The sequence below is a fragment of the Salmonella sp. 32020114201800008SM genome, from assembly GCF_017572025.1.
In the GTDB taxonomy this organism is placed as follows: Bacteria; Pseudomonadota; Gammaproteobacteria; order Enterobacterales; family Enterobacteriaceae; genus Salmonella; species Salmonella enterica.
In genome coordinates, this window is the sequence record NZ_JAGEQM010000004.1 from 1 (window position 1) to 25,382 (window position 25,382).

General features: G+C 53.7%; 21 protein-coding genes and 2 tRNA genes. 19 read left to right on the plus strand and 4 right to left on the minus strand.

Going from position 1 to position 25,382, the window contains the following annotated elements; all coding sequences use genetic code 11:
• Window positions 1-160: 160 nt before the first annotated feature.
• The gene (gene dacB, locus J4613_RS12240; RefSeq protein WP_082318833.1) at window positions 161-1,594 is read right to left on the minus strand and encodes a serine-type D-Ala-D-Ala carboxypeptidase; all 1,434 of its coding nucleotides are present in this window, start codon (window positions 1,592-1,594) and stop codon (window positions 161-163) included.
• 247 nt (window positions 1,595-1,841) lie between these two features.
• On the opposite strand from dacB, the gene greA reads away from it, so the two are divergent.
• Complete coding sequence (gene greA / locus J4613_RS12245) at window positions 1,842-2,318, plus strand: transcription elongation factor GreA (RefSeq protein WP_001148008.1); 477 nt, start codon at window positions 1,842-1,844, stop codon at window positions 2,316-2,318.
• A gap of 155 nt (window positions 2,319-2,473) precedes the next feature.
• Here greA and yhbY read toward each other — a convergent pair whose 3' ends face one another.
• A complete protein-coding gene (gene yhbY, locus J4613_RS12250; protein ID WP_001592995.1) occupies window positions 2,474-2,767 on the minus strand; it encodes a ribosome assembly RNA-binding protein YhbY in 294 nt (97 codons plus the stop codon).
• A gap of 126 nt (window positions 2,768-2,893) precedes the next feature.
• Here yhbY and rlmE point away from each other — a divergent pair, with 126 nt between their 5' ends.
• The 6 genes from rlmE (at window position 2,894) to J4613_RS12280 (ending at window position 8,496) form a co-directional block, all read left to right on the plus strand.
• Window positions 2,894-3,520, plus strand: a complete 627-nt coding sequence (rlmE, locus tag J4613_RS12255; RefSeq protein WP_000145974.1) for a 23S rRNA (uridine(2552)-2'-O)-methyltransferase RlmE — start codon at window positions 2,894-2,896, stop codon at window positions 3,518-3,520.
• Window positions 3,521-3,623: 103 nt separating this feature from the next.
• Window positions 3,624-5,558 carry an ATP-dependent zinc metalloprotease FtsH gene (ftsH, locus tag J4613_RS12260; RefSeq protein ID WP_001107480.1) on the plus strand — a complete coding sequence of 645 codons (1,935 nt, stop codon included), beginning with the start codon at window positions 3,624-3,626 and terminating at the stop codon, window positions 5,556-5,558.
• Window positions 5,559-5,662: 104 nt separating this feature from the next.
• The gene (gene folP, locus J4613_RS12265; RefSeq protein ID WP_000764711.1) at window positions 5,663-6,511 is read left to right on the plus strand and encodes a dihydropteroate synthase; all 849 of its coding nucleotides are present in this window, start codon (window positions 5,663-5,665) and stop codon (window positions 6,509-6,511) included.
• Window positions 6,504-7,841, plus strand: coding sequence for a phosphoglucosamine mutase (glmM, locus tag J4613_RS12270; protein ID WP_000071169.1), 1,338 nt, complete (start codon window positions 6,504-6,506; stop codon window positions 7,839-7,841). The genes folP and glmM overlap by 8 nt, the downstream gene beginning before the upstream one ends.
• Before the next feature lie 222 nt (window positions 7,842-8,063).
• Window positions 8,064-8,396 (plus strand): preprotein translocase subunit SecG, encoded by a 333-nt coding sequence (gene secG, locus J4613_RS12275; protein ID WP_000272680.1) that lies wholly within the window; start codon window positions 8,064-8,066, stop codon window positions 8,394-8,396.
• A gap of 13 nt (window positions 8,397-8,409) precedes the next feature.
• Window positions 8,410-8,496, plus strand: a tRNA-Leu gene (locus tag J4613_RS12280).
• 197 nt (window positions 8,497-8,693) lie between these two features.
• On the opposite strand, the gene argG is transcribed toward J4613_RS12280, so the two are convergent.
• Entirely contained in the window at window positions 8,694-10,037 is a 1,344-nt protein-coding gene (gene argG, locus J4613_RS12285) for an argininosuccinate synthase (RefSeq protein WP_000207653.1), read from the minus strand.
• Window positions 10,038-10,380: 343 nt separating this feature from the next.
• Here argG and J4613_RS12290 point away from each other — a divergent pair.
• The 12 genes from J4613_RS12290 to mtr all read left to right on the plus strand — a co-directional run bounded on the left by J4613_RS12290 (window position 10,381) and on the right by mtr (window position 24,173).
• A tRNA-Met gene (locus tag J4613_RS12290) sits at window positions 10,381-10,457 on the plus strand.
• A 207-nt stretch (window positions 10,458-10,664) separates the two neighbouring features.
• Window positions 10,665-11,117, plus strand: coding sequence for a ribosome maturation factor RimP (rimP, locus tag J4613_RS12295; RefSeq protein WP_000105461.1), 453 nt, complete (start codon window positions 10,665-10,667; stop codon window positions 11,115-11,117).
• Between the two features lie 27 nt (window positions 11,118-11,144).
• Window positions 11,145-12,647, plus strand: a complete 1,503-nt coding sequence (nusA, locus tag J4613_RS12300; protein ID WP_001031038.1) for a transcription termination factor NusA — start codon at window positions 11,145-11,147, stop codon at window positions 12,645-12,647.
• Window positions 12,648-12,671: 24 nt separating this feature from the next.
• Entirely contained in the window at window positions 12,672-15,350 is a 2,679-nt protein-coding gene (gene infB, locus J4613_RS12305; protein ID WP_000133064.1) for a translation initiation factor IF-2, read from the plus strand.
• Window positions 15,351-15,570: 220 nt separating this feature from the next.
• Window positions 15,571-15,972, plus strand: coding sequence for a 30S ribosome-binding factor RbfA (rbfA, locus tag J4613_RS12310; RefSeq protein WP_001040199.1), 402 nt, complete (start codon window positions 15,571-15,573; stop codon window positions 15,970-15,972).
• Window positions 15,972-16,916, plus strand: a complete 945-nt coding sequence (gene truB, locus J4613_RS12315) for a tRNA pseudouridine(55) synthase TruB (RefSeq protein WP_000089674.1) — start codon at window positions 15,972-15,974, stop codon at window positions 16,914-16,916. Before rbfA ends, truB begins: the two co-directional genes overlap by 1 nt.
• Window positions 16,917-17,066: 150 nt before the next feature.
• Window positions 17,067-17,336 carry a 30S ribosomal protein S15 gene (gene rpsO, locus J4613_RS12320; RefSeq protein WP_000059465.1) on the plus strand — a complete coding sequence of 90 codons (270 nt, stop codon included), beginning with the start codon at window positions 17,067-17,069 and terminating at the stop codon, window positions 17,334-17,336.
• A gap of 241 nt (window positions 17,337-17,577) precedes the next feature.
• The gene (gene pnp, locus J4613_RS12325) at window positions 17,578-19,713 is read left to right on the plus strand and encodes a polyribonucleotide nucleotidyltransferase (protein WP_001670767.1); all 2,136 of its coding nucleotides are present in this window, start codon (window positions 17,578-17,580) and stop codon (window positions 19,711-19,713) included.
• Between the two features lie 109 nt (window positions 19,714-19,822).
• Window positions 19,823-20,707 carry a lipoprotein NlpI gene (gene nlpI / locus J4613_RS12330; RefSeq protein ID WP_000802069.1) on the plus strand — a complete coding sequence of 295 codons (885 nt, stop codon included), beginning with the start codon at window positions 19,823-19,825 and terminating at the stop codon, window positions 20,705-20,707.
• A 105-nt stretch (window positions 20,708-20,812) separates the two neighbouring features.
• On the plus strand, window positions 20,813-20,893 hold the full coding sequence (yrbN, locus tag J4613_RS12335; RefSeq protein WP_010723222.1) for a protein YrbN: 81 nt from the start codon (window positions 20,813-20,815) through the stop codon (window positions 20,891-20,893).
• Entirely contained in the window at window positions 20,886-22,775 is a 1,890-nt protein-coding gene (deaD, locus tag J4613_RS12340) for an ATP-dependent RNA helicase DeaD (RefSeq protein WP_000807244.1), read from the plus strand. Before yrbN ends, deaD begins: the two co-directional genes overlap by 8 nt.
• Before the next feature lie 153 nt (window positions 22,776-22,928).
• Entirely contained in the window at window positions 22,929-24,173 is a 1,245-nt protein-coding gene (mtr, locus tag J4613_RS12345; RefSeq protein ID WP_000224380.1) for a tryptophan permease, read from the plus strand.
• Between the two features lie 90 nt (window positions 24,174-24,263).
• Here mtr and J4613_RS12350 read toward each other — a convergent pair whose 3' ends face one another.
• Window positions 24,264-25,271, minus strand: a complete 1,008-nt coding sequence (locus J4613_RS12350) for an LLM class flavin-dependent oxidoreductase (RefSeq protein ID WP_000130411.1) — start codon at window positions 25,269-25,271, stop codon at window positions 24,264-24,266.
• Between the last annotated feature and the right edge of the window lie 111 nt (window positions 25,272-25,382).

Here is a 25,382-nt window from a genome sequence, read left to right on the forward strand (position 1 = left end):
TGAAAGGTGAAACGGGAGGCTTAAGCTACATCGGAAGCTCAGAGTCTTCAGGCCGGATACAAGCTTCTCCCGTTTCAGATAGCTGACAGCTAATCAGCTATCTGTTCAGGATACAAGGCCGGATAAGACGCGTTAGCGCCGCCATCCGGCAATAATGCACTCAGTTATTCTGATAAATATCCTTGTACAATCGACTCTCGAAGCGTACCAGCGGAATACGTCGATTACGCTGATCGGCAGGTGGAACCGCGTAGCCGGACAAATACTGTACAAATGCCATCCGTTGCCCGCTTGCGGTGGTAATAAAGCCCGCCAGATTATACACGCCCTGCAGTGACCCGGTTTTCGCTGAAACCTTACCGTCTACGCCCGCCTGATGCAGCCCGGCGCGGTATTGTAATGAACCATCATAGCCCGCCAGCGGCAGCATAGAGATAAAGTTCAGCTCGTTATCGTGTTGGGCGATATATTGCAGCACCTGCATCATCGTGGCGGGAGCGATCAGATTATGGCGAGAAAGACCGGAACCGTCGGCAATAATGGTATTGGCGATATCAATTCCCGCCTGTTGGCGCAGGATCTGGCGAACGGCGTCCGATCCCGCCCGCCAGGTGCCAGGCACGTTAAACCTGACATGACCAATCATCCGAAAAACAGTATCGGCGATCATGTTGTCTGACTTTTTCAGCATAATCTTAAGCAGATCGTGCAGTGGCGCCGACTGTTTACTGGCGACGATCGTTCCGGGCTCGTTAACCTGCGTCTGGCGCAGTAGCGTGCCGCGGTAAGTTATCCCGGCCTCTTTCAGTTCCTGCTTGAGGATCGCGCCCGCGTAGCTGGCGCCGTCCTGAATAGCAAAGGCCAGCGGCAGCGGGTCGGCGCGCTGTGGTAAACAGCCGGTAAGCGTATAACGGTTCAAATCGCCAGGCACAACATCCAGCTCGCAATACTGCGCGTCTGCCGAACCGCGCGGCAGAGTCCGTACCTGGCTGAACATCGTTACCGGATAATAAGAGGCCACGCGAATAAAGGCTAAATCGTTTGGTTTTTGCGCGCTATAAAGCGACACAGAAAAACAGTTGCGGTCAACAATGGCGGCGGCGGGAGGCGCGCTGAAACACTGCGTCAGGTCGTTCCACGGCCAGCCTGGCGCTTTATCGTGGCTGGCGAAAATCGACGTGTCGATAAGCACATTACCGTCGATTTGCGTGACGCCGGACTTTTTCAGCGTCGCGACCATATTGCGAATATCCTGACGTCTTAGCGTTGGATCGCCACCGAAGCGCGCAATTAAGTCACCTTTCAGGATGCCGTTATCGACGTTGCCTTTAGTCTCCAGCGTGGTCGTAAAACGGAAATCCGGGCCGAGTTGAATCAGCGCCGCCAGCGCGGTAATCACCTTTTGGGTACTGGCGGGAAGCGCCATCTGCTGACTATGATAATCAATAGCCGGCGCGGGCGCGCCAATCTTTTGCACCATCAGCGCGAGGTTGGCGCCGGCCGGAAGCTGTTTGATGTATTCGTCAATATTCGCGGCCTGAACGCTGAACGCTATACTGGTGGTCAATCCGATGATAAATCTGGAAAATCGCATAATCTCGCGCTAACACCCTGGAAACAAGCCGTCATACTACGGCGCAACGCCCTAAAAAGTAAACGATGACCCATAGGGAACTCCAGGGTAAAATGGTTATCAAAGAGGAAATTGTAGCTGACCTGGGACTGCGCGCCCGGGTTGGTGTTTTTTTGCTTCTGACCCTGGTATGGCATATGCCGGGGCTGGCTTAGCAGCCGGGGTAGAGTTCATTGCCCCCTACAGGAATGTTCAAGAGGTATAACAAATGCAAGCTATTCCGATGACCTTACGCGGAGCCGAAAAACTGCGCGAAGAGCTGGATTTTCTGAAATCTGTGCGCCGTCCTGAAATCATCGCCGCTATCGCCGAAGCGCGCGAACATGGCGATTTAAAAGAAAACGCGGAGTATCATGCTGCACGCGAACAGCAGGGTTTCTGCGAAGGGCGCATTAAAGATATCGAAGCAAAACTGTCGAATGCGCAGGTGATTGATGTCACTAAAATGCCGAACAATGGTCGCGTGATTTTCGGTGCTACCGTCACGGTGCTGAACCTGGACACCGACGAAGAGCAGACCTACCGCATTGTTGGCGATGATGAGGCGGATTTTAAGCAAAATCTCATTTCGGTAAACTCGCCAATCGCTCGCGGTCTGATCGGCAAAGAGCAGGATGACGTCGTGGTGATCAAAACGCCTGGCGGCGATGTGGAATACGAAGTGCTTAAAGTGGAATACCTTTAAGCAGTACTCAATACGCAAATTGTTGGTGTATTGTAAAGAAAGGAAAAAGGCCGCATAGCGGCCTTTTATCAACGGAGAGAGCGTGGCATTTTGCTCTCCTGCTCGTGGAAAACCCCTCGTTTTACACAGATTTTGTGTTCGACTTTAGGATATCCTTAACGCGGCAGCGAGATTTTACGCTCTTTAGTTGGGCGATACAGCACCAGCGTTTTACCGATGACCTGTACGTTACAGGCGCCGGTTTCGCGCACGATAGCGTCCACGATCAAGGTTTTTGTTTCGCGATCTTCCGAGGCGATTTTCACCTTGATAAGTTCATGGTGCTCTAACGCTTGTTCAATCTCGGCCAGTACCCCTTCGGTCAAACCATTATTGCCAAGCATAACAACAGGCTTGAGCGGATGTGCCAGACCTTTTAGGTGCTGTTTTTGTTTAGTACTCAGATTCATCGTATATTTTTGCTTACGTTGGGATTGAAAACGGGTCATTCTACCGCCATCTCCCTTATATCGCCAAATAGGCGTGTAGAAATTTACGCCATTGGCTACGATGAACTGCCCCGACGGGAAAGTTAAATGACAGGTAAAAAGCGTTCTGCCAGCTCAAGCCGCTGGCTTCAGGAACACTTTAGCGATAAATATGTTCAACAGGCGCAGAAAAAGGGGCTACGCTCCCGTGCCTGGTTTAAACTTGATGAAATACAGCAAAGTGACAAACTTTTTAAGCCGGGAATGACGGTAGTCGATCTCGGCGCTGCGCCAGGAGGCTGGTCACAGTATGTGGTCACGCAGATTGGCGGCAAAGGCCGCATCATCGCTTGTGATCTTTTACCTATGGATCCTATCGTTGGTGTGGACTTTCTTCAGGGCGATTTTCGTGATGAACTTGTCATGAAAGCGTTACTGGAACGCGTGGGTGACAGTAAAGTACAAGTTGTCATGTCGGATATGGCACCAAACATGAGCGGAACACCGGCGGTGGATATCCCCCGCGCCATGTATCTGGTGGAGCTGGCGTTAGAGATGTGCCGCGATGTGCTGGCGCCAGGCGGAAGTTTTGTAGTGAAGGTGTTCCAGGGCGAAGGTTTCGATGAGTATCTAAGGGAAATTCGCTCCCTGTTTACGAAGGTTAAAGTTCGTAAGCCGGACTCTTCGCGTGCGCGTTCGCGTGAAGTGTACATTGTAGCGACCGGGCGAAAGTGATAACCGGCAGATTTCAGACGTAAGGTTTGAAAGAAACTGGATATAGAGTATCCTGACGCTGTTTTTAACACAGTTGTAATAAGAGGTTAATCCCTTGAGTGACATGGCGAAAAACCTAATACTCTGGCTGGTCATTGCCGTTGTGCTGATGTCAGTATTCCAGAGCTTTGGGCCCAGCGAGTCTAATGGCCGTAAGGTGGATTACTCTACCTTCCTGCAAGAGGTCAATCAGGACCAGGTTCGCGAAGCGCGTATCAACGGACGTGAGATCAACGTTACCAAGAAAGATAGTAACCGTTACACGACTTACATTCCGATTAATGATCCGAAGCTGCTTGATAACCTGCTGACTAAAAACGTCAAGGTTGTTGGCGAACCACCTGAAGAGCCAAGCCTGCTGGCTTCTATCTTCATTTCCTGGTTCCCGATGCTGTTGCTGATCGGCGTCTGGATCTTCTTCATGCGTCAGATGCAGGGCGGCGGTGGCAAAGGCGCCATGTCGTTCGGTAAGAGCAAGGCGCGTATGCTGACGGAAGATCAGATCAAAACCACGTTTGCTGACGTTGCGGGTTGTGACGAAGCGAAAGAAGAAGTGGCGGAACTGGTCGAATACCTGCGTGAACCGAGCCGTTTCCAGAAGCTGGGCGGTAAAATTCCGAAAGGTGTCCTGATGGTCGGCCCGCCGGGTACCGGTAAAACCCTGCTGGCAAAAGCCATTGCGGGTGAAGCGAAGGTGCCATTCTTTACGATTTCCGGTTCTGACTTTGTGGAAATGTTCGTCGGTGTCGGCGCGTCTCGTGTGCGTGACATGTTCGAACAGGCCAAGAAAGCGGCGCCGTGCATTATCTTCATCGATGAAATCGACGCCGTAGGTCGCCAGCGTGGCGCAGGTCTGGGCGGCGGTCACGATGAACGTGAGCAGACGTTGAACCAGATGCTGGTTGAGATGGACGGCTTCGAAGGTAACGAAGGTATCATCGTTATCGCCGCAACTAACCGTCCGGACGTTCTGGACCCGGCGCTGCTGCGTCCAGGCCGTTTTGACCGTCAGGTGGTGGTAGGCCTGCCGGATGTGCGCGGTCGTGAGCAGATTCTGAAGGTGCATATGCGTCGCGTACCGTTAGCGACGGATATTGATGCGGCGATCATTGCGCGCGGTACGCCGGGCTTCTCCGGTGCTGACCTCGCGAACCTGGTCAACGAAGCGGCGCTGTTTGCCGCACGCGGCAACAAACGCGTTGTGTCGATGGTTGAGTTCGAGAAAGCGAAAGACAAAATCATGATGGGCGCCGAACGTCGCTCCATGGTGATGACGGAAGCGCAGAAAGAGTCGACCGCGTACCACGAAGCGGGCCACGCGATTATCGGTCGCCTGGTGCCGGAACACGATCCGGTGCACAAAGTGACGATTATCCCGCGCGGTCGTGCGCTGGGCGTGACCTTCTTCCTGCCTGAAGGCGACGCGATCAGCGCCAGCCGTCAGAAACTGGAAAGCCAGATCTCCACCCTGTACGGCGGTCGTCTGGCGGAAGAGATCATCTACGGTGCCGAACATGTTTCTACCGGGGCGTCGAACGATATTAAAGTCGCGACTAACCTGGCGCGTAACATGGTGACTCAGTGGGGCTTCTCCGACAAACTTGGTCCGCTGCTGTATGCGGAAGAAGAGGGCGAAGTGTTCCTCGGCCGTAGCGTCGCAAAAGCGAAACATATGTCTGATGAAACTGCGCGTATCATCGACCAGGAAGTGAAAGCGCTGATTGAACGTAACTACAATCGCGCTCGTCAGATCCTGACTGACAATATGGATATTCTGCACGCGATGAAAGATGCGTTGATGAAATATGAAACCATCGATGCGCCGCAGATTGATGACCTGATGGCGCGTCGTGAAGTGCGTCCGCCTGCGGGCTGGGAAGATCCAAACGGCACCAATAACTCTGACAGCAATGGTACGCCTCAGGCGCCGCGTCCGGTTGATGAACCACGCACGCCGAACCCGGGCAACACGATGTCAGAGCAGCTGGGCGACAAATAAACGTTTGTTGTGCAACATTATGTTTAGCGCTCACCGAAACCCTGGGGCTTGCCCCGGGGTTTTTCTTTTTTTAACTCACCACAAATAAAACAGGGATTTTGACCATGAAACTCTTCGCTCAGGGCGCCACGCTCGATCTCACTCATCCGCATGTTATGGGTATCCTGAACGTAACGCCGGATTCGTTCTCCGACGGCGGCGCGCATAACACGCTGATTGAGGCGGTGAAACATGCGAATTTAATGGTGAATGCCGGGGCGACAATTATTGATGTGGGGGGGGAATCAACGCGACCAGGCGCGGCAGAAGTGAGCGTGGAAGAAGAGCTGGATCGCGTTATTCCGGTACTGGAAGCAATCGCGCAACGTTTTGAAGTGTGGATTTCTGTGGATACCTCTAAACCCGAGGTGATCCGTGAAGCGGCAAGGGCGGGCGCGCATATTATCAATGATGTCCGTTCACTCTCCGAACCCGGCGCGTTGGAAGCGGCAGCGGAAACCGGCTTGCCGGTCAGTCTTATGCACATGCAGGGCAACCCCAAAACCATGCAGGAGGCGCCGAAATATGACGATGTCTTTGCCGAGGTGAATCGCTACTTTATTGAGCAAATAGCACGTTGTGAGAAGGCCGGCATCGCAAAAGAGAAATTGTTGCTCGACCCAGGATTCGGTTTCGGTAAAAATCTCTCTCACAATTATACCTTACTGGCGCGACTGGGTGAGTTTCATCATTTTAACCTGCCGCTGTTGGTGGGCATGTCACGTAAAACGATGGTTGGTCAGTTACTTAACGTGGGACCATCAGACCGTCTGAACGGCAGCCTTGCGTGCGCGGTAATTGCCGCGATGCAGGGCGCGCAGATCATTCGCGTCCATGACGTCAAAGAAACCGTAGAGGCAATGCGGGTGGTGGAAGCCACTCTGTCTGCAAAGGGAAACAAACGCTATGAGTAATCGTAAATATTTCGGTACCGATGGGATTCGCGGACGTGTAGGCAATGCCCCCATTACACCTGATTTCGTGCTTAAACTGGGTTGGGCTGCCGGAAAAGTGCTGGCGCGTCATGGCTCGCGTAAAATCATTATCGGTAAAGATACGCGTATTTCCGGCTATATGCTGGAGTCCGCGCTGGAGGCGGGCCTTGCCGCTGCGGGACTGTCGGCCTCGTTTACCGGACCTATGCCAACGCCAGCCGTCGCCTATCTGACGCGGACTTTCCGCGCGGAGGCGGGTATCGTTATCTCGGCTTCGCATAACCCGTTCTATGATAACGGCATTAAATTCTTCTCTATCGACGGTACGAAACTGCCTGACGATGTGGAAGAAGCCATCGAAGCCGAAATGGAAAAAGAGATCACCTGCGTAGACTCCGCCGAGCTGGGGAAAGCGAGCCGCATCGTCGATGCCGCCGGACGCTATATTGAGTTCTGTAAAGGCACCTTCCCGAACGAACTGAGCCTCAATGGCCTGAAAGTGGTTGTGGATTGCGCCAACGGCGCTACCTACCATATCGCGCCGAATGTGCTGCGCGAGCTGGGCGCGACCGTTATCGCCATCGGCTGTGAGCCAAACGGCGTCAACATTAACGAAGAAGTGGGCGCGACCGACGTGCGCGCGTTGCAGGCGCGCGTGTTGGCGGAGAAGGCGGACCTCGGCATCGCGCTTGACGGCGACGGCGACCGGGTCATCATGGTTGACCATGAAGGCAATAAAGTCGATGGCGATCAGATCATGTATATCATCGCGCGCGAAGGGCTGCGCCAGGGGCAACTGCGCGGCGGCGCGGTGGGGACGCTGATGAGCAATATGGGGCTGGAGCTGGCGCTCAAGCAGCTTGGCATTCCGTTTGCCCGGGCGAAAGTGGGCGACCGCTACGTGCTGGAAAAATTGCAGGAAAAAGGCTGGCGCATCGGCGCGGAAAACTCTGGTCACGTTATTCTGTTGGATAAAACGACCACTGGCGACGGTATTGTAGCGGGGCTACAAGTTCTGGCGGCGATGGTGCGTAATCATATGAGTCTGCACGATCTGTGCAGCGGTATGAAAATGTTCCCGCAGATTCTGGTTAACGTGCGTTACACCGCCGGTAGCGGCGATCCGCTGGAAAATGAAGCGGTGAAAGCGGTAACGGCGGACGTAGAAGCCACGCTCGGCAATCGTGGGCGGGTACTGCTACGTAAATCCGGTACCGAACCGCTGATTCGCGTGATGGTTGAAGGCGAGGATGAAGCGCAGGTTACGGCATTCGCCCATCGTATCGCGGATGCGGTAAAAGCCGTTTAAGCGTTTAAGTGACTAAAAAGGCGGCGGTTGCCGCCTTACGGCCCGCAAAAAACAACGCTTTTGCTGTTTTTTTCCGCAGTTGATACAATGCGCTTAAATTGCCCTTGCGAAGGTCATTCGCTTTGGTTAGTATTCACACCCGCTTCAGTGGGAAACAGTAAAAATCCCGCTTTATTGGTAGAAGCATTGGTACGCGGCAACTCCGCAAGGAACAGGTTGATTATGTACGAAGCTCTTTTAGTTGTTTTCCTTATTGTGGCAATTGGCCTTGTAGGTCTGATCATGCTGCAGCAAGGTAAAGGCGCTGATATGGGAGCCTCCTTCGGAGCAGGCGCTTCCGCTACGCTATTTGGTTCAAGTGGTTCTGGTAACTTCATGACCCGAATGACGGCGGTATTGGCGACGCTGTTCTTCATCATCAGTCTGGTGTTGGGTAATATCAATAGCAACAAAACCAATAAAGGAAGCGAGTGGGAAAATCTGAGCGCGCCGGCGAAGACCGAGCAGACTCAACCTGCTGCACCGGCCCAGCCGACCAGCGATATCCCGCGCTAATAGCAGTATCCGTGCCGAGGTGGTGGAATTGGTAGACACGCTACCTTGAGGTGGTAGTGCCCAATAGGGCTTACGGGTTCAAGTCCCGTCCTCGGTACCAATATTCCAGAAAAGAGACGCTGAAAAGCGTCTTTTTTTTCGTCTGTTATTTGTGGTTGTCTGTAGGTCGGATAAGGCGTTTACGCCGTCATCCGACATTATTACAACCCATGATGGCGCTACGTTTATCAGGCCTACAGACACCTTATATTCCGCGCATAAAAAAGGCCGCTTTCGCGGCCTTAAAATGATAAATGTTTACTTCGCTTTGTTTTCCAGATTCTCAACCTGCGGCAGACCGGTCGCGGAAGAGGCGGTTAACAGACCCGCTTTCGCGTAGCCGAACAGTTTCTCGCGGGTATCGGTAATGTCCAGATTACGCATGGTCAACTGGCCAATACGATCGTCCGGTGAGAATACGGACTCGCCTTTCTCCATGGTCAGACGCTCAGCCTTATAGGTCAGGTTGTCTGACACGGTGTTCAGGATGGAGTAGTCGTTGCCGCGACGCAGCTCCAACGTCACTTCACCGGTAATCTGGCTGGCGACCCAACGTTGCAGGCCGTCACGCAGCATCAGCGCCTGCGAGTCGAACCAGCGGCCCTGATACAGCAGTTTGCCCAACTGACGACCATGAGAGTGATATTGCTCAATGGTGTCTTCGTTGTGAATACCGGTCAACAGACGCTCGTAAGCGATGTGCAGCAGTGCCATTCCGGGGGCTTCATAAATACCGCGGCTTTTTGCTTCAATGATGCGGTTTTCAATTTGGTCGCTCATACCCAGGCCGTGACGGCCGCCGATGCGGTTCGCTTCCAGCATCATCTCAACATCATCGCTGAAGGTTTTACCGTTCAGGGCAACAGGGTGACCCTGCTCGAAGCGGACGGTCACAACTTCTGCCGGGATCTTCACGCTCTCGTCCCAGAACTTCACGCCCATAATCGGGTTGACGATCTTGACGCTGGAGTTAAGAAACTCCAGATCTTTCGCTTCATGCGTGGCGCCGAGCATGTTGGAGTCGGTGGAGTAGGCTTTTTCGACTGACATCTTATAGTCGAAACCGCAGGCAATCATAAATTCAGACATCTCATGGCGACCACCCAGCTCATCGATAAAGTCGGTATCCAGCCACGGTTTGTAAATCTGTAATTCAGCATTCGTCAGCAGGCCGTAACGATAGAAACGTTCAATATCGTTGCCTTTATAGGTACTGCCGTCGCCCCAGATATTCACGCCGTCTTCTTTCATCGCGGCGACCAGCATCGTGCCGGTTACGGCACGGCCCAGCGGCGTGGTATTGAAATAGGTCAGTCCGCCAGTCGTATTATGGAAAGCGCCGCACTGAATCGCTGCGATCCCTTCTGCAACCAACTGCTTGCGGCAATCAATCAGGCGAGCATTCTCTGCGCCATACTCCATTGCGCGACGAGGAATGGCGTCATAGTCATCCTCATCCGGTTGTCCCAGATTCGCAGTATAGGCATATGGGACAGCTCCTTTTTGTCGCATCCACAGCAGCGCGGCGCTGGTGTCCAGACCGCCGGAAAAAGCGATACCAATACGTTGACCTGCTGGAAGATGCTTAAGAATCGTCGTCATAGAATAGAACCCTGCTTGATTGACTGATAATGAGATCGGTTTCTGCTTTAGTGCATTTTTATGCAAAATAAATGAGTTTTCATTTAATCATCTTTTAGCAGAGACAGGAAGCGTTTAGTGAAGGTTTACTGAAATAACGTTGTGAAATGCATGTATAAGCCGGAGAGGTGGGATGAGTATAACGAAGAGTGATATTCATTCATCTGCATATTGGGAATAGGGTTGACATAACTCATGCCTGGTCACTATACTGTGCGCAGATTTTACGTCCCGTCCTCGGTACCAAATCCCAGCAGTATTTGCAAATTTTGCCCAAAACGAGTAGAATTTGCCACGTTTCAGGCGCGGGGTGGAGCAGCCTGGTAGCTCGTCGGGCTCATAACCCGAAGGTCGTCGGTTCAAATCCGGCCCCCGCAACCACTTTCCCTTAGAGTTCTTTTTCAAATATACTGTGAAGATTATGTCCTTCGTAGCTGGATTTGAAAAAAATTCTTTCGGAAGGTACACCAGACCGCCGTTGCGGTTATAGGGTTCAGTTATCTAAAGCCCCGATTTATCGGGGTTTTTTGTTATCTGACTACAGAATAACTGGGCTTTAGGCCCTTTTTTTATGTCTTGGGGGTGGGCTTGTCCACATTAGAGCAAAAATTAACAGAGATGATTACAGCGCCAGTTGAAGCCTTAGGCTACGAGCTGGTCGGCATCGAATTTATTCGCGGTCGCACATCCACACTGCGCATCTATATTGATAGTGAAGATGGCATCAATGTTGATGATTGTGCTGATGTGAGCCACCAGGTAAGCGCGGTGCTGGACGTTGAAGATCCTATCTCCGTGGCTTACAACCTTGAAGTCTCGTCACCGGGTCTCGACCGTCCTATGTTCACTGCCGATCATTATGCGCGTTTCCAGGGTGAAGAAGTTGCGCTGGTTCTTCGCATGGCGGTACAGAACCGTCGCAAGTGGCAGGGCATTATCAAAGCGGTGGACGGTGAAATGATTACCGTCACAGTCGAAGGCAAAGATGAAGTGTTCGCGCTGAGTAATATCCAGAAGGCGAACCTGGTTCCCCACTTTTAACAGTCTGGATGAGGTGAAAAGCCCGCGATGAACAAAGAAATTTTGGCTGTTGTTGAAGCCGTCTCCAACGAAAAAGCGCTGCCACGCGAGAAAATTTTTGAAGCGCTGGAAAGTGCGCTGGCGACAGCAACAAAGAAAAAATATGAGCAGGAGATCGATGTTCGTGTAGAAATCGATCGTAAAAGCGGTGATTTTGATACTTTCCGCCGTTGGTTGATCGTTGAAGAAGTGACCATGCCGACGAAGGAAATTACGCTGGAAGCGGCGCGTTTTGAAGACGAAAGCCTGAATGTCGGCGACTATGTTGAAGATCAGATTGAATCTGTCACCTTTGACCGTATCACCACGCAGACTGCGAAACAGGTTATCGTACAGAAGGTCCGTGAAGCTGAACGGGCGATGGTTGTCGATCAGTTCCGCGACCAGGAAGGCGAAATCGTCACTGGCGTGGTGAAGAAAGTGAACCGCGACAATATCTCTCTGGAAATTAAATCCGAAGGGATGGCCGGTAACGCTGAAGCGGTGATTCTGCGTGAAGATATGCTGCCGCGTGAAAACTTCCGTCCGGGCGACCGTATCCGCGGCGTGCTGTATGCTGTTCGACCGGAAGCGCGTGGCGCGCAGCTGTTTGTCACCCGTTCCAAGCCGGAAATGCTGATCGAACTGTTCCGCATCGAAGTGCCGGAAATCGGCGAAGAAGTGATTGAAATTAAAGCGGCGGCTCGCGATCCGGGTTCTCGTGCGAAAATCGCAGTGAAAACCAACGATAAACGTATCGATCCGGTCGGCGCTTGCGTGGGGATGCGCGGCGCGCGCGTTCAGGCGGTCTCTACCGAACTGGGCGGTGAGCGTATCGATATCGTGCTGTGGGATGATAACCCGGCGCAGTTCGTCATTAATGCGATGGCGCCGGCAGACGTCGCGTCTATCGTGGTGGACGAAGATAAACATACCATGGATATCGCCGTTGAAGCCGGTAATCTGGCGCAGGCGATCGGACGTAATGGTCAGAACGTCCGCCTGGCTTCGCAATTGAGCGGCTGGGAACTCAACGTAATGACCGTTGATGACTTGCAGGCTAAACATCAGGCTGAAGCACATGCCGCTATCGAGATCTTTACTAAATATCTTGATATTGATGAAGAGTTCGCGACCGTTCTGGTAGAAGAAGGTTTCTCCACGCTCGAAGAACTGGCCTATGTGCCAATGAAAGAACTGCTGGAAATTGACGGCCTTGATGAGCCGACCGTTGAAGCACTGCGCGAGCGTGCTAAAAACGCACTGGCCACTCTGGCGCAGGACCAGGAAGCAAGCCTCGGTGATAACAAACCGGCTGACGATCTGCTGAATCTGGAAGGATTAGATCGCGATATGGCTTTCAAACTGGCGGCTCGTGGTGTTTGTACGCTGGAAGATCTCGCCGACCAGGGCATTGATGATCTGGCTGATATCGAAGGGTTGACCGACGAAAAAGCCGGTGAGCTGATTATGGCTGCCCGTAATATTTGCTGGTTCGGCGACGAAGCGTAATAAACTGTAGCAGGAAGGAACAGCATGACAGATGTAACCCTAAAAGCGCTGGCCGCAGAGAGACAGGTTTCCGTGGATCGCCTGGTACAGCAGTTTGCTGATGCAGGTATCCGGAAATCTGCTGACGACTCTGTGTCCGCACAAGAAAAACAGACTTTACTGGCGCACCTGAACCGCGAAGCGGTTTCTGGTCCCGATAAACTGACGCTGCAGCGTAAAACGCGCAGCACCCTGAATATTCCAGGTACCGGTGGAAAAAGTAAATCGGTACAAATCGAAGTCCGCAAGAAGCGCACCTTTGTGAAACGCGATCCGCAAGAGGCTGAACGCCTGGCCGCGGAAGAGCAGGCGCAGCGTGAAGCGGAAGAGCAAGCCCGTCGTGAGGCAGAAGAACAGGCCAAACGCGAGGCGCAACAAAAAGCTGAACGCGAGGCCGCAGAACAAGCTAAGCGTGAAGCCGCTGAAAAAGCGAAACGTGAAGCTGCGGAAAAAGACAAAGTGAGCAATCAACAGACTGACGATATGACCAAAACCGCCCAGGCCGAAAAAGCCCGCCGTGAGAATGAAGCTGCAGAGCTGAAGCGTAAAGCGGAAGAAGAAGCACGTCGCAAACTCGAAGAAGAAGCGCGTCGTGTAGCAGAAGAAGCTCGCCGCATGGCGGAAGAAAACAAATGGACCGCAACGCCTGAGCCAGTAGAAGACACCAGTGACTATCATGTCACCACTTCTCAGCACGCGCGCCAGGCCGAAGACGAAAACGATCGTGAAGTAGAAGGCGGTCGTGGTCGTGGCCGTAATGCAAAAGCGGCGCGTCCGGCGAAAAAAGGCAAACATGCCGAATCCAAAGCCGATCGCGAAGAAGCGCGTGCTGCGGTTCGCGGCGGTAAAGGCGGCAAGCGTAAAGGGTCTTCTTTACAGCAAGGCTTCCAGAAGCCCGCTCAGGCCGTTAACCGTGACGTGGTGATCGGTGAAACCATCACCGTTGGCGAACTGGCGAACAAGATGGCGGTTAAAGGCTCTCAGGTCATCAAAGCGATGATGAAGCTGGGTGCTATGGCCACCATCAACCAGGTCATCGACCAGGAAACCGCACAGCTGGTTGCCGAAGAGATGGGCCACAAAGTTATCCTGCGTCGTGAAAACGAACTGGAAGAAGCGGTAATGAGCGACCGTGATACCGGCGCTGCTGCTGAACCGCGCGCACCGGTTGTGACCATCATGGGCCACGTTGACCACGGTAAAACCTCTCTGCTGGACTACATTCGTTCCACGAAAGTGGCCTCTGGCGAAGCGGGCGGCATTACCCAGCACATCGGTGCTTACCACGTTGAAACTGACAACGGGATGATCACCTTCCTGGATACCCCGGGTCACGCCGCGTTTACTTCTATGCGTGCTCGCGGCGCCCAGGCAACGGATATCGTGGTTCTGGTGGTAGCGGCAGACGACGGCGTGATGCCGCAGACTATCGAAGCTATCCAGCACGCGAAAGCGGCAGGTGTGCCGGTCGTGGTTGCAGTGAACAAAATCGATAAGCCGGAAGCCGATCCGGATCGCGTTAAGAACGAACTGTCCCAGTACGGCATTCTGCCGGAAGAGTGGGGCGGTGAAAGCCAGTTCGTTCACGTGTCTGCGAAAGCGGGTACCGGTATTGACGAACTGCTTGATGCTATCCTGCTGCAGGCCGAAGTTCTGGAACTGAAAGCGGTACGCAAAGGTATGGCGAGCGGCGCGGTGATCGAATCCTTCCTGGATAAAGGTCGTGGTCCGGTTGCAACCGTTCTGGTACGCGAAGGTACGCTGCATAAGGGCGATATCGTGCTGTGTGGCTTCGAATACGGCCGCGTGCGTGCGATGCGTAACGAACTGGGTCAGGAAGTGCTGGAAGCGGGTCCGTCCATTCCGGTGGAAATCCTCGGCCTGTCCGGCGTTCCGGCTGCCGGTGACGAAGTGACCGTGGTGCGTGACGAGAAGAAAGCCCGTGAAGTCGCTCTGTATCGTCAGGGTAAATTCCGTGAAGTTAAACTGGCGCGTCAGCAGAAATCTAAACTCGAGAACATGTTCGCCAACATGACCGAAGGCGAAGTTCACGAAGTGAACATCGTGCTGAAGGCCGACGTACAGGGTTCTGTGGAAGCGATCTCCGACTCCTTGCTGAAACTGTCTACCGACGAAGTGAAAGTGAAGATCATCGGTTCTGGCGTAGGTGGTATCACCGAAACCGACGCGACCCTGGCTGCGGCGTCCAACGCCATTCTGGTGGGCTTCAACGTTCGTGCCGATGCCTCTGCGCGTAAAGTGATCGAATCTGAAAGCCTGGATCTGCGTTACTACTCCGTCATCTATAACCTGATCGACGAAGTGAAAGCGGCGATGAGCGGTATGCTGTCTCCGGAACTGAAACAGCAGATCATCGGTCTGGCTGAAGTGCGCGATGTGTTCAAATCGCCGAAATTCGGCGCGATCGCGGGCTGTATGGTTACCGAAGGTACGATTAAACGCCATAACCCAATCCGCGTACTGCGCGACAACGTGGTTATCTATGAAGGCGAGCTGGAATCCCTGCGCCGCTTCAAAGATGACGTTAACGAAGTCCGTAACGGCATGGAATGTGGTATCGGCGTGAAGAACTACAACGACGTTCGCGTTGGCGATATGATCGAAGTATTCGAGATTATCGAGATCCAACGTACCATCGCTTAATCTTCGTCGTCTTTTGGGCCGCAACGGCGTTGGCTGCGCTCGCTCACCCCGGTCACATAGTTATCTATGCTCCCGGGGATTTACGAGCTTGCCGCCTTGTTGCAATCCAAAATCCTTAGAAGATGATTAGGCGTAGGCCGGGTAAGCGAAGCGCCACCCGGCAAGAAATTTAAAAAGGGGCTTATGGCCCCTTTTTTGTCTTTATTCTGGAGAATTTATTATGGCGAAAGAATTTGGTCGCCCTCAGCGCGTAGCGCAAGAGATGCAAAAAGAGATCGCAATCATCCTGCAGCGCGAAATTAAAGACCCGCGCCTGGGTATGATGACCACCGTTTCCGGTGTCGAAATGTCCCGTGACCTGGCCTATGCCAAAGTGTTTGTCACTTTTTTGAACGACAAAGATGAAGACGCAGTAAAAGCGGGCATCAAAGCGTTGCAGGAAGCGTCTGGTTTCATCCGCAGCTTGCTGGGTAAAGCGATGCGTCTGCGCATCGTACCGGAACTGACCTTCTTCTACGACAACTCGCTGGTGGAAGGGATGCGTATGTCCAACCTGGTGACTAACGTGGTGAAACATGACGAAGAACGTCGTGTGAACCCGGACGACAGCAAGGAGGACTGATGAGTCGTCCTCGTCGTCGTGGCCGCGACATTCACGGCGTTCTGCTGCTGGATAAGCCGCAGGGTATGTCCAGCAATGACGTGCTGCAGAAAGTTAAGCGCATCTACAATGCCAACCGCGCCGGGCATACCGGCGCGCTGGACCCGCTGGCGACCGGCATGTTGCCGATTTGCCTCGGCGAAGCGACCAAATTTTCGCAGTACCTGCTGGATTCTGACAAACGCTATCGTGTTATTGCCCGTCTGGGGCAGCGCACGGATACTTCTGACGCCGATGGTCAAATCGTGCAGGAGCGTCCGGTGACTTTCAGCGCTGAGCAGCTTGCGAGCGCGCTGGAGACCTTTCGTGGGGATATCGAACAGATTCCCTCGATGTATTCGGCGCTGAAGTATCAGGGCAAGAAGCTGTACGAATATGCCCGCCAGGGTATCGAAGTGCCGCGCGAAGCCCGCCCGATTACCGTCTATGAGCTGCTGTTTATTCGCCATGAAGGTAACGAGCTGGAGCTGGAAGTTCACTGCTCCAAAGGCACCTATATTCGTACCATTATTGATGATTTAGGTGAAAAACTGGGCTGTGGCGCGCACGTAACGTACCTGCGTCGTCTGACGGTCAGCAAGTATCCGGTGGATCGTATGGTGACGCTGGAGCATTTGCAGACGCTGGTAGCACAGGCGGAGCAGCAGGGCGTTCCGGCGGCGCAGTTGCTCGATCCATTATTGATGCCAATGGACAGTCCAGCTTCGGACTACCCTGTTGTTAATCTGCCGTTAACATCTTCGGTATACTTCAAAAATGGCAACCCGGTTCGTACCACGGGCGCGCCGTTGAAGGGACTGGTTCGTGTGACGGAAGGTGAAGACGATAAATTTATCGGTATGGGCGAAATTGACGACGAAGGCCGTGTCGCGCCTCGTCGGCTGGTAGTAGAGTACCCAGCGTAATGTCGCTTCGTCTTGCGATAAGAGAGCGCTGCGAGTAGAATACCGCCGCTTAACGTCGCGTAAATTATTTAACAGTTTACGCGGCGTACACTGGGATCGCTGAATTAGAGATCGGCGTCCTCTCATTCTTAAATACTTTGGAGTTTTAAAATGTCTCTAAGTACTGAAGCTACAGCTAAAATCGTTTCTGAGTTCGGTCGTGACGCAAACGACACCGGTTCTACCGATGTTCAGGTTGCTCTGTTGACTGCACAGATTAACCACCTGCAGGGTCACTTTGCAGAGCATAAAAAAGATCACCACAGCCGTCGTGGTCTGCTGCGTATGGTTTCTCAGCGTCGTAAACTGCTCGACTACCTGAAACGTAAAGATGTTGCACGCTACACCGCGCTGATTGAGCGTCTGGGTCTGCGTCGCTAATTCTTTCGAGTTTCAGAAAGAGGGGGCCTTCATGGCCCCTTTTTTCCAGCAGATGGCAGCAATTCGCTGGAAACTAATGTATTGTTGCTATGAATGATCTTCCGTTGCAGAGGTTCGCGCGGCTAATGAGAGGCTTTACCCATATCAGGGTTAGGGTTGTCATTAGTCGCGAGGATGCGCAGAAGATCGGGTATTAACGACGGCGCGTATTATGCCGTCAAAAATTGGAAAGGATATTATTTTGCTTAATCCGATCGTTCGTAAATTCCAGTACGGTCAGCATACCGTTACGCTGGAAACTGGCATGATGGCGCGTCAGGCCACTGCCGCTGTTATGGTAAGCATGGATGACACCGCCGTATTCGTTACCGTTGTCGGCCAGAAAAAAGCCAAGCCAGGCCAGGACTTCTTCCCACTGACCGTTAACTATCAGGAGCGTACCTACGCTGCTGGTCGTATCCCGGGCAGCTTCTTCCGTCGTGAAGGCCGTCCAAGCGAAGGCGAAACCCTGATTGCGCGTCTGATTGACCGCCCGGTTCGTCCGCTGTTCCCGGAAGGCTTCGTTAACGAAGTGCAGGTTATTGCGACCGTCGTTTCCGTTAACCCGCAGGTTAACCCAGACATCGTTGCCATGATCGGCGCATCCGCTGCGCTGTCGCTGTCCGGCATTCCGTTCAACGGCCCAATCGGCGCGGCGCGCGTAGGTTACATCAATGACCAGTACGTGCTGAACCCGACCCAGGACGAGCTGAAAGAAAGCAAGCTGGACCTGGTGGTTGCCGGTACCGAAGCGGCTGTGCTGATGGTGGAATCCGAAGCTGAACTGCTGAGCGAAGACACTATGCTGGGCGCGGTGGTATTCGGTCACGAGCAGCAGCAGGTTGTTATCCAGGCGATCAACGATCTGGTGAAAGAAGCCGGTAAACCGCGTTGGGACTGGCAGCCGGAAGCCGTCAACGACGCGTTGAACGCGCGTGTTGCTGCGCTGGCTGAATCTCGTCTGAGCGACGCGTACCGCATCACCGATAAACAAGAACGCTATGCTCAGGTTGACGTAATCAAATCCGAAACCATCGAGCAGCTTATTGCAGAAGATGAAACTCTGGATGCTAACGAGCTGGGCGAAATCCTGCACGCCATCGAGAAAAACGTGGTGCGTAGCCGCGTACTGGCAGGCGAGCCGCGTATTGATGGCCGTGAAAAAGACATGATCCGTGGTCTGGACGTGCGCACTGGCGTACTGCCGCGTACTCACGGTTCCGCTCTGTTTACCCGTGGTGAAACGCAGGCGCTGGTTACCGCGACTCTGGGTACTGCCCGTGACGCGCAGGTGCTTGATGAACTGATGGGCGAGCGCACTGACAGCTTCCTGTTCCACTACAACTTCCCTCCGTACTCCGTAGGCGAAACCGGCATGGTCGGTTCTCCGAAGCGTCGTGAAATTGGTCACGGTCGTCTGGCGAAGCGCGGCGTGCTGGCAGTGATGCCGGACATGGATAAATTCCCGTACACCGTTCGCGTGGTGTCTGAAATCACCGAATCCAACGGTTCTTCCTCTATGGCTTCCGTGTGCGGCGCTTCTCTGGCGCTGATGGACGCTGGCGTGCCAATTAAAGCCGCCGTAGCAGGTATCGCTATGGGTCTGGTGAAAGAAGGCGACAACTACGTTGTACTGTCTGACATTCTGGGCGACGAAGATCACCTGGGCGATATGGACTTCAAAGTGGCGGGTTCCCGCGACGGTATCTCTGCGCTGCAGATGGATATCAAAATTGAAGGTATCACCAAAGAGATCATGCAGGTTGCGTTGAACCAGGCTAAAGGTGCGCGTCTGCACATCCTGGGCGTGATGGAACAGGCGATCAACGCGCCGCGCGGCGATATCTCTGAATTTGCGCCGCGTATCCATACCATCAAGATCAGCACGGACAAGATCAAAGACGTGATCGGTAAAGGCGGTTCTGTGATCCGCGCGCTGACTGAAGAGACCGGCACCACCATCGAAATCGAAGATGACGGTACTGTGAAGATCGCGGCGACCGACGGTGAAAAAGCGAAATACGCTATCCGTCGTATCGAAGAGATTACCGCAGAGATCGAAGTCGGCCGTATCTACAATGGTAAAGTGACCCGTATCGTTGACTTTGGCGCGTTTGTTGCCATCGGCGGCGGTAAAGAAGGTCTGGTTCACATCTCTCAAATCGCGGATAAGCGTGTAGAGAAAGTGACCGATTATCTGCAGATGGGTCAGGAAGTCCCGGTTAAGGTTCTGGAAGTTGACCGCCAGGGCCGTGTACGTCTGAGCATTAAAGAAGCAACCGAGCAGTCTCAACCTGCGGCTGCGCCGGAAGCTCCGGCGAGCGAACAGGCCGAGTAAGGTAGCCTTTTGCCCTCCGCAGTGCGGAGGGCTTTAGACCTGGCTGGACGCCTTGTTGAGCCACCGGGGAACAGGACGTTCATTCAATCGTTGTCTTCGGGAGTGGGAAATGAAGCCTTTTTTGCGCTGGTGTTTCGTTGCGACAGCACTTACGCTTGCAGGATGCAGTAATTCCGCCTGGCGTAAAAGTGAAGTCCTCGCAGTACCATTGCAACCGACTTTACAGCAGGAAGTGATTCTGGCGCGTATGGAACAGATTCTTGCCAGTCGGGCTTTAACCGATGACGAACGCGCACAGCTTTTATATGAGCGCGGAGTGTTGTATGATAGTCTTGGTTTGAGGGCATTAGCGCGAAATGATTTTTCACAAGCGCTGGCAATCAGACCGGATATGCCTGAAGTATTCAATTACTTAGGCATTTATTTAACGCAGGCAGGCAATTTTGATGCTGCCTATGAAGCGTTTGATTCTGTACTAGAGCTTGATCCAACTTACAACTACGCGCACTTAAACCGCGGTATCGCATTGTATTACGGCGGCCGTGATAAGTTAGCGCAAGATGATCTGCTGGCGTTTTATCAAGACGATCCCAATGATCCTTACCGCAGCCTGTGGCTGTATCTTGTTGAGCAGAAGCTTAATGAGAAGCAGGCGAAAGAAGCGTTAAAAGCACGCTTCGAAAAATCGGATAAAGAGCAATGGGGATGGAACATTGTCGAGTTCTACCTGGGCGACATTAGCGAAGCAACGCTGATGGAAAGGCTCAAGGCGGACGCAACGGATAACACCTCGCTCGCTGAGCATCTCAGTGAAACCAACTTCTATTTAGGTAAGTATTACCTAAGTCTGGGGGATTTGGACAGCGCCACGGCTCTGTTCAAACTGGCGGTGGCCAACAACGTTCATAACTTTGTTGAGCACCGATACGCATTGTTGGAATTATCGCTCCTGGGCCAGGACCAAGATGACCTGGCAGAATCGGACCAGCAATAGCTGACGAACATATCAGCCCGTAATCTTTTTGATTGCCATCACCTTCGCGGGTGAGGGCGTTGTTGTTCGTTAATACACCTACTTTGAGCCGGTTCACACTTTTCAATGAAAATTGCAGATCAATTTCATGATGAGTTATGTAGACTGGCCGCCATTAATTTTGAGGCACACGTACTACATGGCTGAATTCGAAACCACTTTTGCAGATCTGGGGCTGAAGGCTCCTATCCTTGAAGCCCTTACCGATCTGGGTTACGAAAAACCATCTCCAATCCAGGCAGAGTGCATTCCGCATCTGCTGGGCGGTCGCGACGTGCTGGGCATGGCCCAGACCGGTAGCGGCAAAACCGCAGCGTTCTCTTTACCGCTGCTCAACAATCTTGATCCTGAGCTGAAGGCACCTCAGATTCTGGTGCTGGCGCCAACCCGCGAACTGGCGGTACAGGTTGCCGAAGCCATGACGGATTTCTCTAAACACATGCGCGGCGTAAACGTGGTTGCCCTGTACGGCGGTCAGCGTTATGACGTGCAGTTACGCGCCCTGCGTCAGGGGCCGCAGATCGTTGTCGGTACGCCGGGACGTCTGCTTGATCACTTAAAACGCGGCACCCTCGACCTCTCTAAACTGAGTGGTCTGGTGCTGGATGAAGCCGACGAAATGCTGCGTATGGGCTTCATCGAAGACGTTGAAACTATTATGGCGCAGATCCCGGAAGGTCATCAGACCGCTCTGTTCTCCGCCACCATGCCGGAAGCGATTCGTCGCATTACCCGCCGCTTTATGAAAGAGCCGCAGGAAGTGCGCATTCAGTCCAGCGTGACTACCCGTCCTGACATCAGCCAGAGCTACTGGACTGTCTGGGGTATGCGTAAAAACGAAGCGCTGGTGCGTTTCCTGGAAGCGGAAGACTTTGATGCGGCGATTATCTTCGTGCGTACCAAAAACGCGACCCTGGAAGTAGCAGAAGCGCTGGAACGTAGCGGCTACAACAGCGCCGCGTTGAATGGCGATATGAACCAGGCGCTGCGTGAGCAGACTCTGGAACGCCTGAAAGATGGTCGTCTGGACATCCTGATCGCTACCGACGTTGCGGCACGTGGTCTGGACGTTGAACGTATCAGCCTGGTGGTGAACTACGATATCCCGATGGATTCCGAGTCCTACGTTCACCGTATCGGTCGTACCGGCCGTGCGGGTCGCGCCGGTCGCGCGCTGCTGTTCGTTGAGAACCGCGAGCGTCGTCTGCTGCGCAACATCGAACGCACCATGAAGCTGACCATTCCGGAAGTGGAACTGCCGAACGCAGAACTGCTGGGTAAACGCCGTCTGGAAAAATTCGCCGCGAAAGTTCAGCAGCAACTGGAAAGCAGCGATCTGGATCAGTACCGTGCGCTGCTGGCGAAAATCCAGCCGTCTGCTGAAGGTGAAGAGCTGGATCTCGAAACGCTGGCTGCCGCACTGCTGAAAATGGCGCAGGGCGAGCGTCCGCTGATTCTGCCGCCGGATGCGCCGATGCGTCCTAAGCGTGAATTCCGTGACCGTGATGACCGTGGTCCGCGCGATCGTAACGACCGTGGCCCGCGTGGCGATCGTGAAGATCGTCCGCGTCGTGAACGTCGTGACGTTGGCGATATGCAGTTATACCGCATTGAAGTGGGCCGTGATGACGGCGTTGAAGTTCGTCATATCGTGGGCGCTATCGCTAACGAAGGCGACATCAGCAGCCGTTACATTGGTAACATTAAGCTGTTCGCGTCTCACTCCACCATCGAGCTGCCGAAAGGTATGCCGGGCGAAGTGCTCCAGCACTTCACGCGTACCCGCATTCTGAACAAGCCGATGAATATGCAGCTGTTGGGTGATGCTGTTCCGCACGCGGGCGGCGAACGTCGCGGCGGTGGTCGTAGCTTCAGTGGCGAGCGTCGTGAAGGCGGTCGTAATTTCAGCGGCGAACGTCGTGAAGGCGGTCGTGGTGATGGTCGTCGCTTCAGCGGCGAACGTCGTGAAAGCCGTGGTCCGCGTCGTGATGACTCTACCGGTCGCCGTCGTTTCGGCGGTGATGCGTAACTCACGCTGACCTGCGCATTCACAGCGTAAAGTAAAATATACAGCCCCGATCGTCACAATCGGGGCTTTTTTTATTTCTTTTGTACTCGTGTACTGGTACAGTGCAGCGTATTGAGAGATAGTCATACTATAAATGACTGGAGAGAGAGCTGAATGGCAACACTTACCACCACCCAAACGTCACCTTCGCTGCTTGGCGGCGTGGTGATTATCGGCGGCACCATCATTGGCGCGGGGATGTTCTCCCTGCCGGTGGTCATGTCCGGGGCGTGGTTCTTCTGGTCGATGGCGGCGCTGGTCTTTACCTGGTTTTGTATGCTGCACTCCGGGCTGATGATCCTCGAAGCCAACCTTAACTACCGCATTGGTTCGAGTTTCGACACCATCACCAAAGATCTGTTGGGGAAAGGCTGGAACATTGTCAACGGTATTTCCATTGCCTTTGTGCTCTACATCCTGACTTACGCCTATATCTCGGCGAGCGGCTCAATTCTGCATCATACCTTTGCTGAGATGTCGCTGAACGTTCCGGCGCGAGCGGCAGGTTTTGCCTTTGCGCTGCTGGTGGCGTTTGTTGTGTGGCTGAGTACGAAGGCGGTCAGTCGGATGACGGCGATTGTGCTGGGCGCGAAAGTGATTACTTTCTTCCTGACCTTCGGCAGCCTGTTGGGGCACGTCACGCCGACCACATTGTTTAACGTGGCTGAAAGCCACGCGTCATATACGCCGTACCTGCTGATGACGCTGCCATTTTGTCTGGCCTCTTTTGGTTATCACGGTAACGTACCGAGCCTGATGAAATATTACGGCAAAGATCCGCGCACCATCGTCAAATGCCTGATTTATGGGACGTTACTGGCGCTGGCGCTCTATTCCGTCTGGCTGCTGGGGACGATGGGCAACATCCCGCGTCCGGAATTTATCGGCATTGCGCAGAAAGGCGGCAATATTGATGTGCTGGTACAGGCGTTGAGCGGCGTGCTGAACAGCCGCAGCCTGGATCTGCTGCTGGTGGTGTTCTCTAACTTTGCTGTCGCCAGTTCCTTCCTTGGCGTGACGCTGGGGCTGTTTGACTATCTGGCGGATCTGTTTGGTTTGGATGACTCGGCAATGGGGCGTTTTAAAACCGCACTGCTGACGTTTGTGCCGCCAATTGTCGGTGGCCTGCTGTGGCCGAACGGCTTCCTGTACGCCATTGGCTATGCAGGTTTAGCTGCAACTATCTGGGCGGCCATTGTGCCTGCGCTGTTGGCGCGTAAATCTCGCGAACGTTTCGGCAGCCCGAAATTCCGCGTCTGGGGCGGTAAACCGATGATTGCCCTGATTTTGGTCTTCGGTGTTGGCAACGCGGTTATCCATATTCTGTCGAGCTTTAATTTGCTGCCGGTGTACCAGTAACGTTATTGTGCCGGATGGCGGTTGCACCTTATCCGGCCTACTTGATGCTGTAGGCCCGGTAAGCGAAGCGTCACCGGGCAAAACAACGCACTACCCCAACAATTCCTGCTTCACATCCATCGCCAAATCAAACGAATGCAGCCGCGCCTGATGATCGAAAATCTGCCCGTTTACCATAATTTCATCCGCCTGGGTCTCCCGCAGGATGGATTCCAGCCCGTGGCGGACTTTCGCCTTATCACCGACCAGCGACATACTCAGCGCCTGTTGCACGCCATACTGCTCGGATGGCGACCAGAAGGTCTCCATATTCTCAATCGGCGGCGGCAGTTGGCCGGTTTCTCCACGGCGTAGCTTCACAAAAGCCTGCTGCATAGAGGTAAACAGGAATTCGGCGTCGCGGTTGCTGTCGGCGGCGATAATATTGATACACACCATCGCGTACGGTTTTTCCAGCCGCGCTGAAGGTTTGAACTGGGTACGGTACAGATGCAGCGCCTGGAACAACATATCCGGCGCGAAATGCGAAGCAAAGGCGAACGGTAGGCCAAGCTGGGCCGCCAACTGTGCGCTATACAAGCTGGAGCCCAGCAGCCAGACCGGGACCTGCTCGCCGTAGCCGGGCACCGGGCGCACATGCGGATTAGGGTCGCGAGCGTCGAACCAGTCCACCAGCTCTGCGACATCGCGTGGAAAGTTATCGATATCGCCGCTCATATGGCGACGTAGCGCGCGCATCGTCGGCTGATCGCTACCCGGCGCGCGTCCCAACCCTAAGTCGATACGTCCCGGATAGAGCGTATTCAGCGTGCCGAACTGCTCGGCAATCACCAGCGGTGAATGGTTAGGCAGCATCACGCCGCCGGAGCCAAGATGTAATGTTGTGGTATTGGCCGCCAGATAACCAATCAATACCGAGGTCGCCGCGCTGGCGATACCGGTCATGTTGTGATGTTCTGCCAGCCAGTAGCGGTGATAACCGCGCTTTTCAGCCAGCCGTGCGAGATCCAGCGAGTGCGTGAAGGCTTCTTTTGCCGAAGCTCCTTCAGGGATCGGCGCCAGATCCAGCGCCGAGAACGGAATAGTTTTGTCAGTCATAACGGCTCACTTTGTTACCGGTTAATCTTTTAATACTGCATTAAAGATTAGCGAATGTTGTTAACAAAGTGAGCTTTATGAGACTGACGGCAAAAACAATGCCCGATAGCG

What these genes read in the sequence shown, in the direction of transcription:
- dacB (WP_082318833.1), bottom strand. Translation starts at nt 1,594, where the DNA reads ATGCGATTTTCCAGATTTATCATCGGATTGACCACCAGTATAGCGTTC.
- greA (WP_001148008.1), top strand. Translation starts at nt 1,842, where the DNA reads ATGCAAGCTATTCCGATGACCTTACGCGGAGCCGAAAAACTGCGCGAA.
- yhbY (WP_001592995.1), bottom strand. Translation starts at nt 2,767, where the DNA reads ATGAATCTGAGTACTAAACAAAAACAGCACCTAAAAGGTCTGGCACAT.
- rlmE (WP_000145974.1), top strand. Translation starts at nt 2,894, where the DNA reads ATGACAGGTAAAAAGCGTTCTGCCAGCTCAAGCCGCTGGCTTCAGGAA.
- ftsH (WP_001107480.1), top strand. Translation starts at nt 3,624, where the DNA reads ATGGCGAAAAACCTAATACTCTGGCTGGTCATTGCCGTTGTGCTGATG.
- folP (WP_000764711.1), top strand. Translation starts at nt 5,663, where the DNA reads ATGAAACTCTTCGCTCAGGGCGCCACGCTCGATCTCACTCATCCGCAT.
- glmM (WP_000071169.1), top strand. Translation starts at nt 6,504, where the DNA reads ATGAGTAATCGTAAATATTTCGGTACCGATGGGATTCGCGGACGTGTA.
- secG (WP_000272680.1), top strand. Translation starts at nt 8,064, where the DNA reads ATGTACGAAGCTCTTTTAGTTGTTTTCCTTATTGTGGCAATTGGCCTT.
- argG (WP_000207653.1), bottom strand. Translation starts at nt 10,037, where the DNA reads ATGACGACGATTCTTAAGCATCTTCCAGCAGGTCAACGTATTGGTATC.
- nusA (WP_001031038.1), top strand. Translation starts at nt 11,145, where the DNA reads ATGAACAAAGAAATTTTGGCTGTTGTTGAAGCCGTCTCCAACGAAAAA.
- infB (WP_000133064.1), top strand. Translation starts at nt 12,672, where the DNA reads ATGACAGATGTAACCCTAAAAGCGCTGGCCGCAGAGAGACAGGTTTCC.
- rbfA (WP_001040199.1), top strand. Translation starts at nt 15,571, where the DNA reads ATGGCGAAAGAATTTGGTCGCCCTCAGCGCGTAGCGCAAGAGATGCAA.
- truB (WP_000089674.1), top strand. Translation starts at nt 15,972, where the DNA reads ATGAGTCGTCCTCGTCGTCGTGGCCGCGACATTCACGGCGTTCTGCTG.
- rpsO (WP_000059465.1), top strand. Translation starts at nt 17,067, where the DNA reads ATGTCTCTAAGTACTGAAGCTACAGCTAAAATCGTTTCTGAGTTCGGT.
- nlpI (WP_000802069.1), top strand. Translation starts at nt 19,823, where the DNA reads ATGAAGCCTTTTTTGCGCTGGTGTTTCGTTGCGACAGCACTTACGCTT.
- yrbN (WP_010723222.1), top strand. Translation starts at nt 20,813, where the DNA reads ATGAAAATTGCAGATCAATTTCATGATGAGTTATGTAGACTGGCCGCC.
- deaD (WP_000807244.1), top strand. Translation starts at nt 20,886, where the DNA reads ATGGCTGAATTCGAAACCACTTTTGCAGATCTGGGGCTGAAGGCTCCT.
- mtr (WP_000224380.1), top strand. Translation starts at nt 22,929, where the DNA reads ATGGCAACACTTACCACCACCCAAACGTCACCTTCGCTGCTTGGCGGC.
- J4613_RS12350 (WP_000130411.1), bottom strand. Translation starts at nt 25,271, where the DNA reads ATGACTGACAAAACTATTCCGTTCTCGGCGCTGGATCTGGCGCCGATC.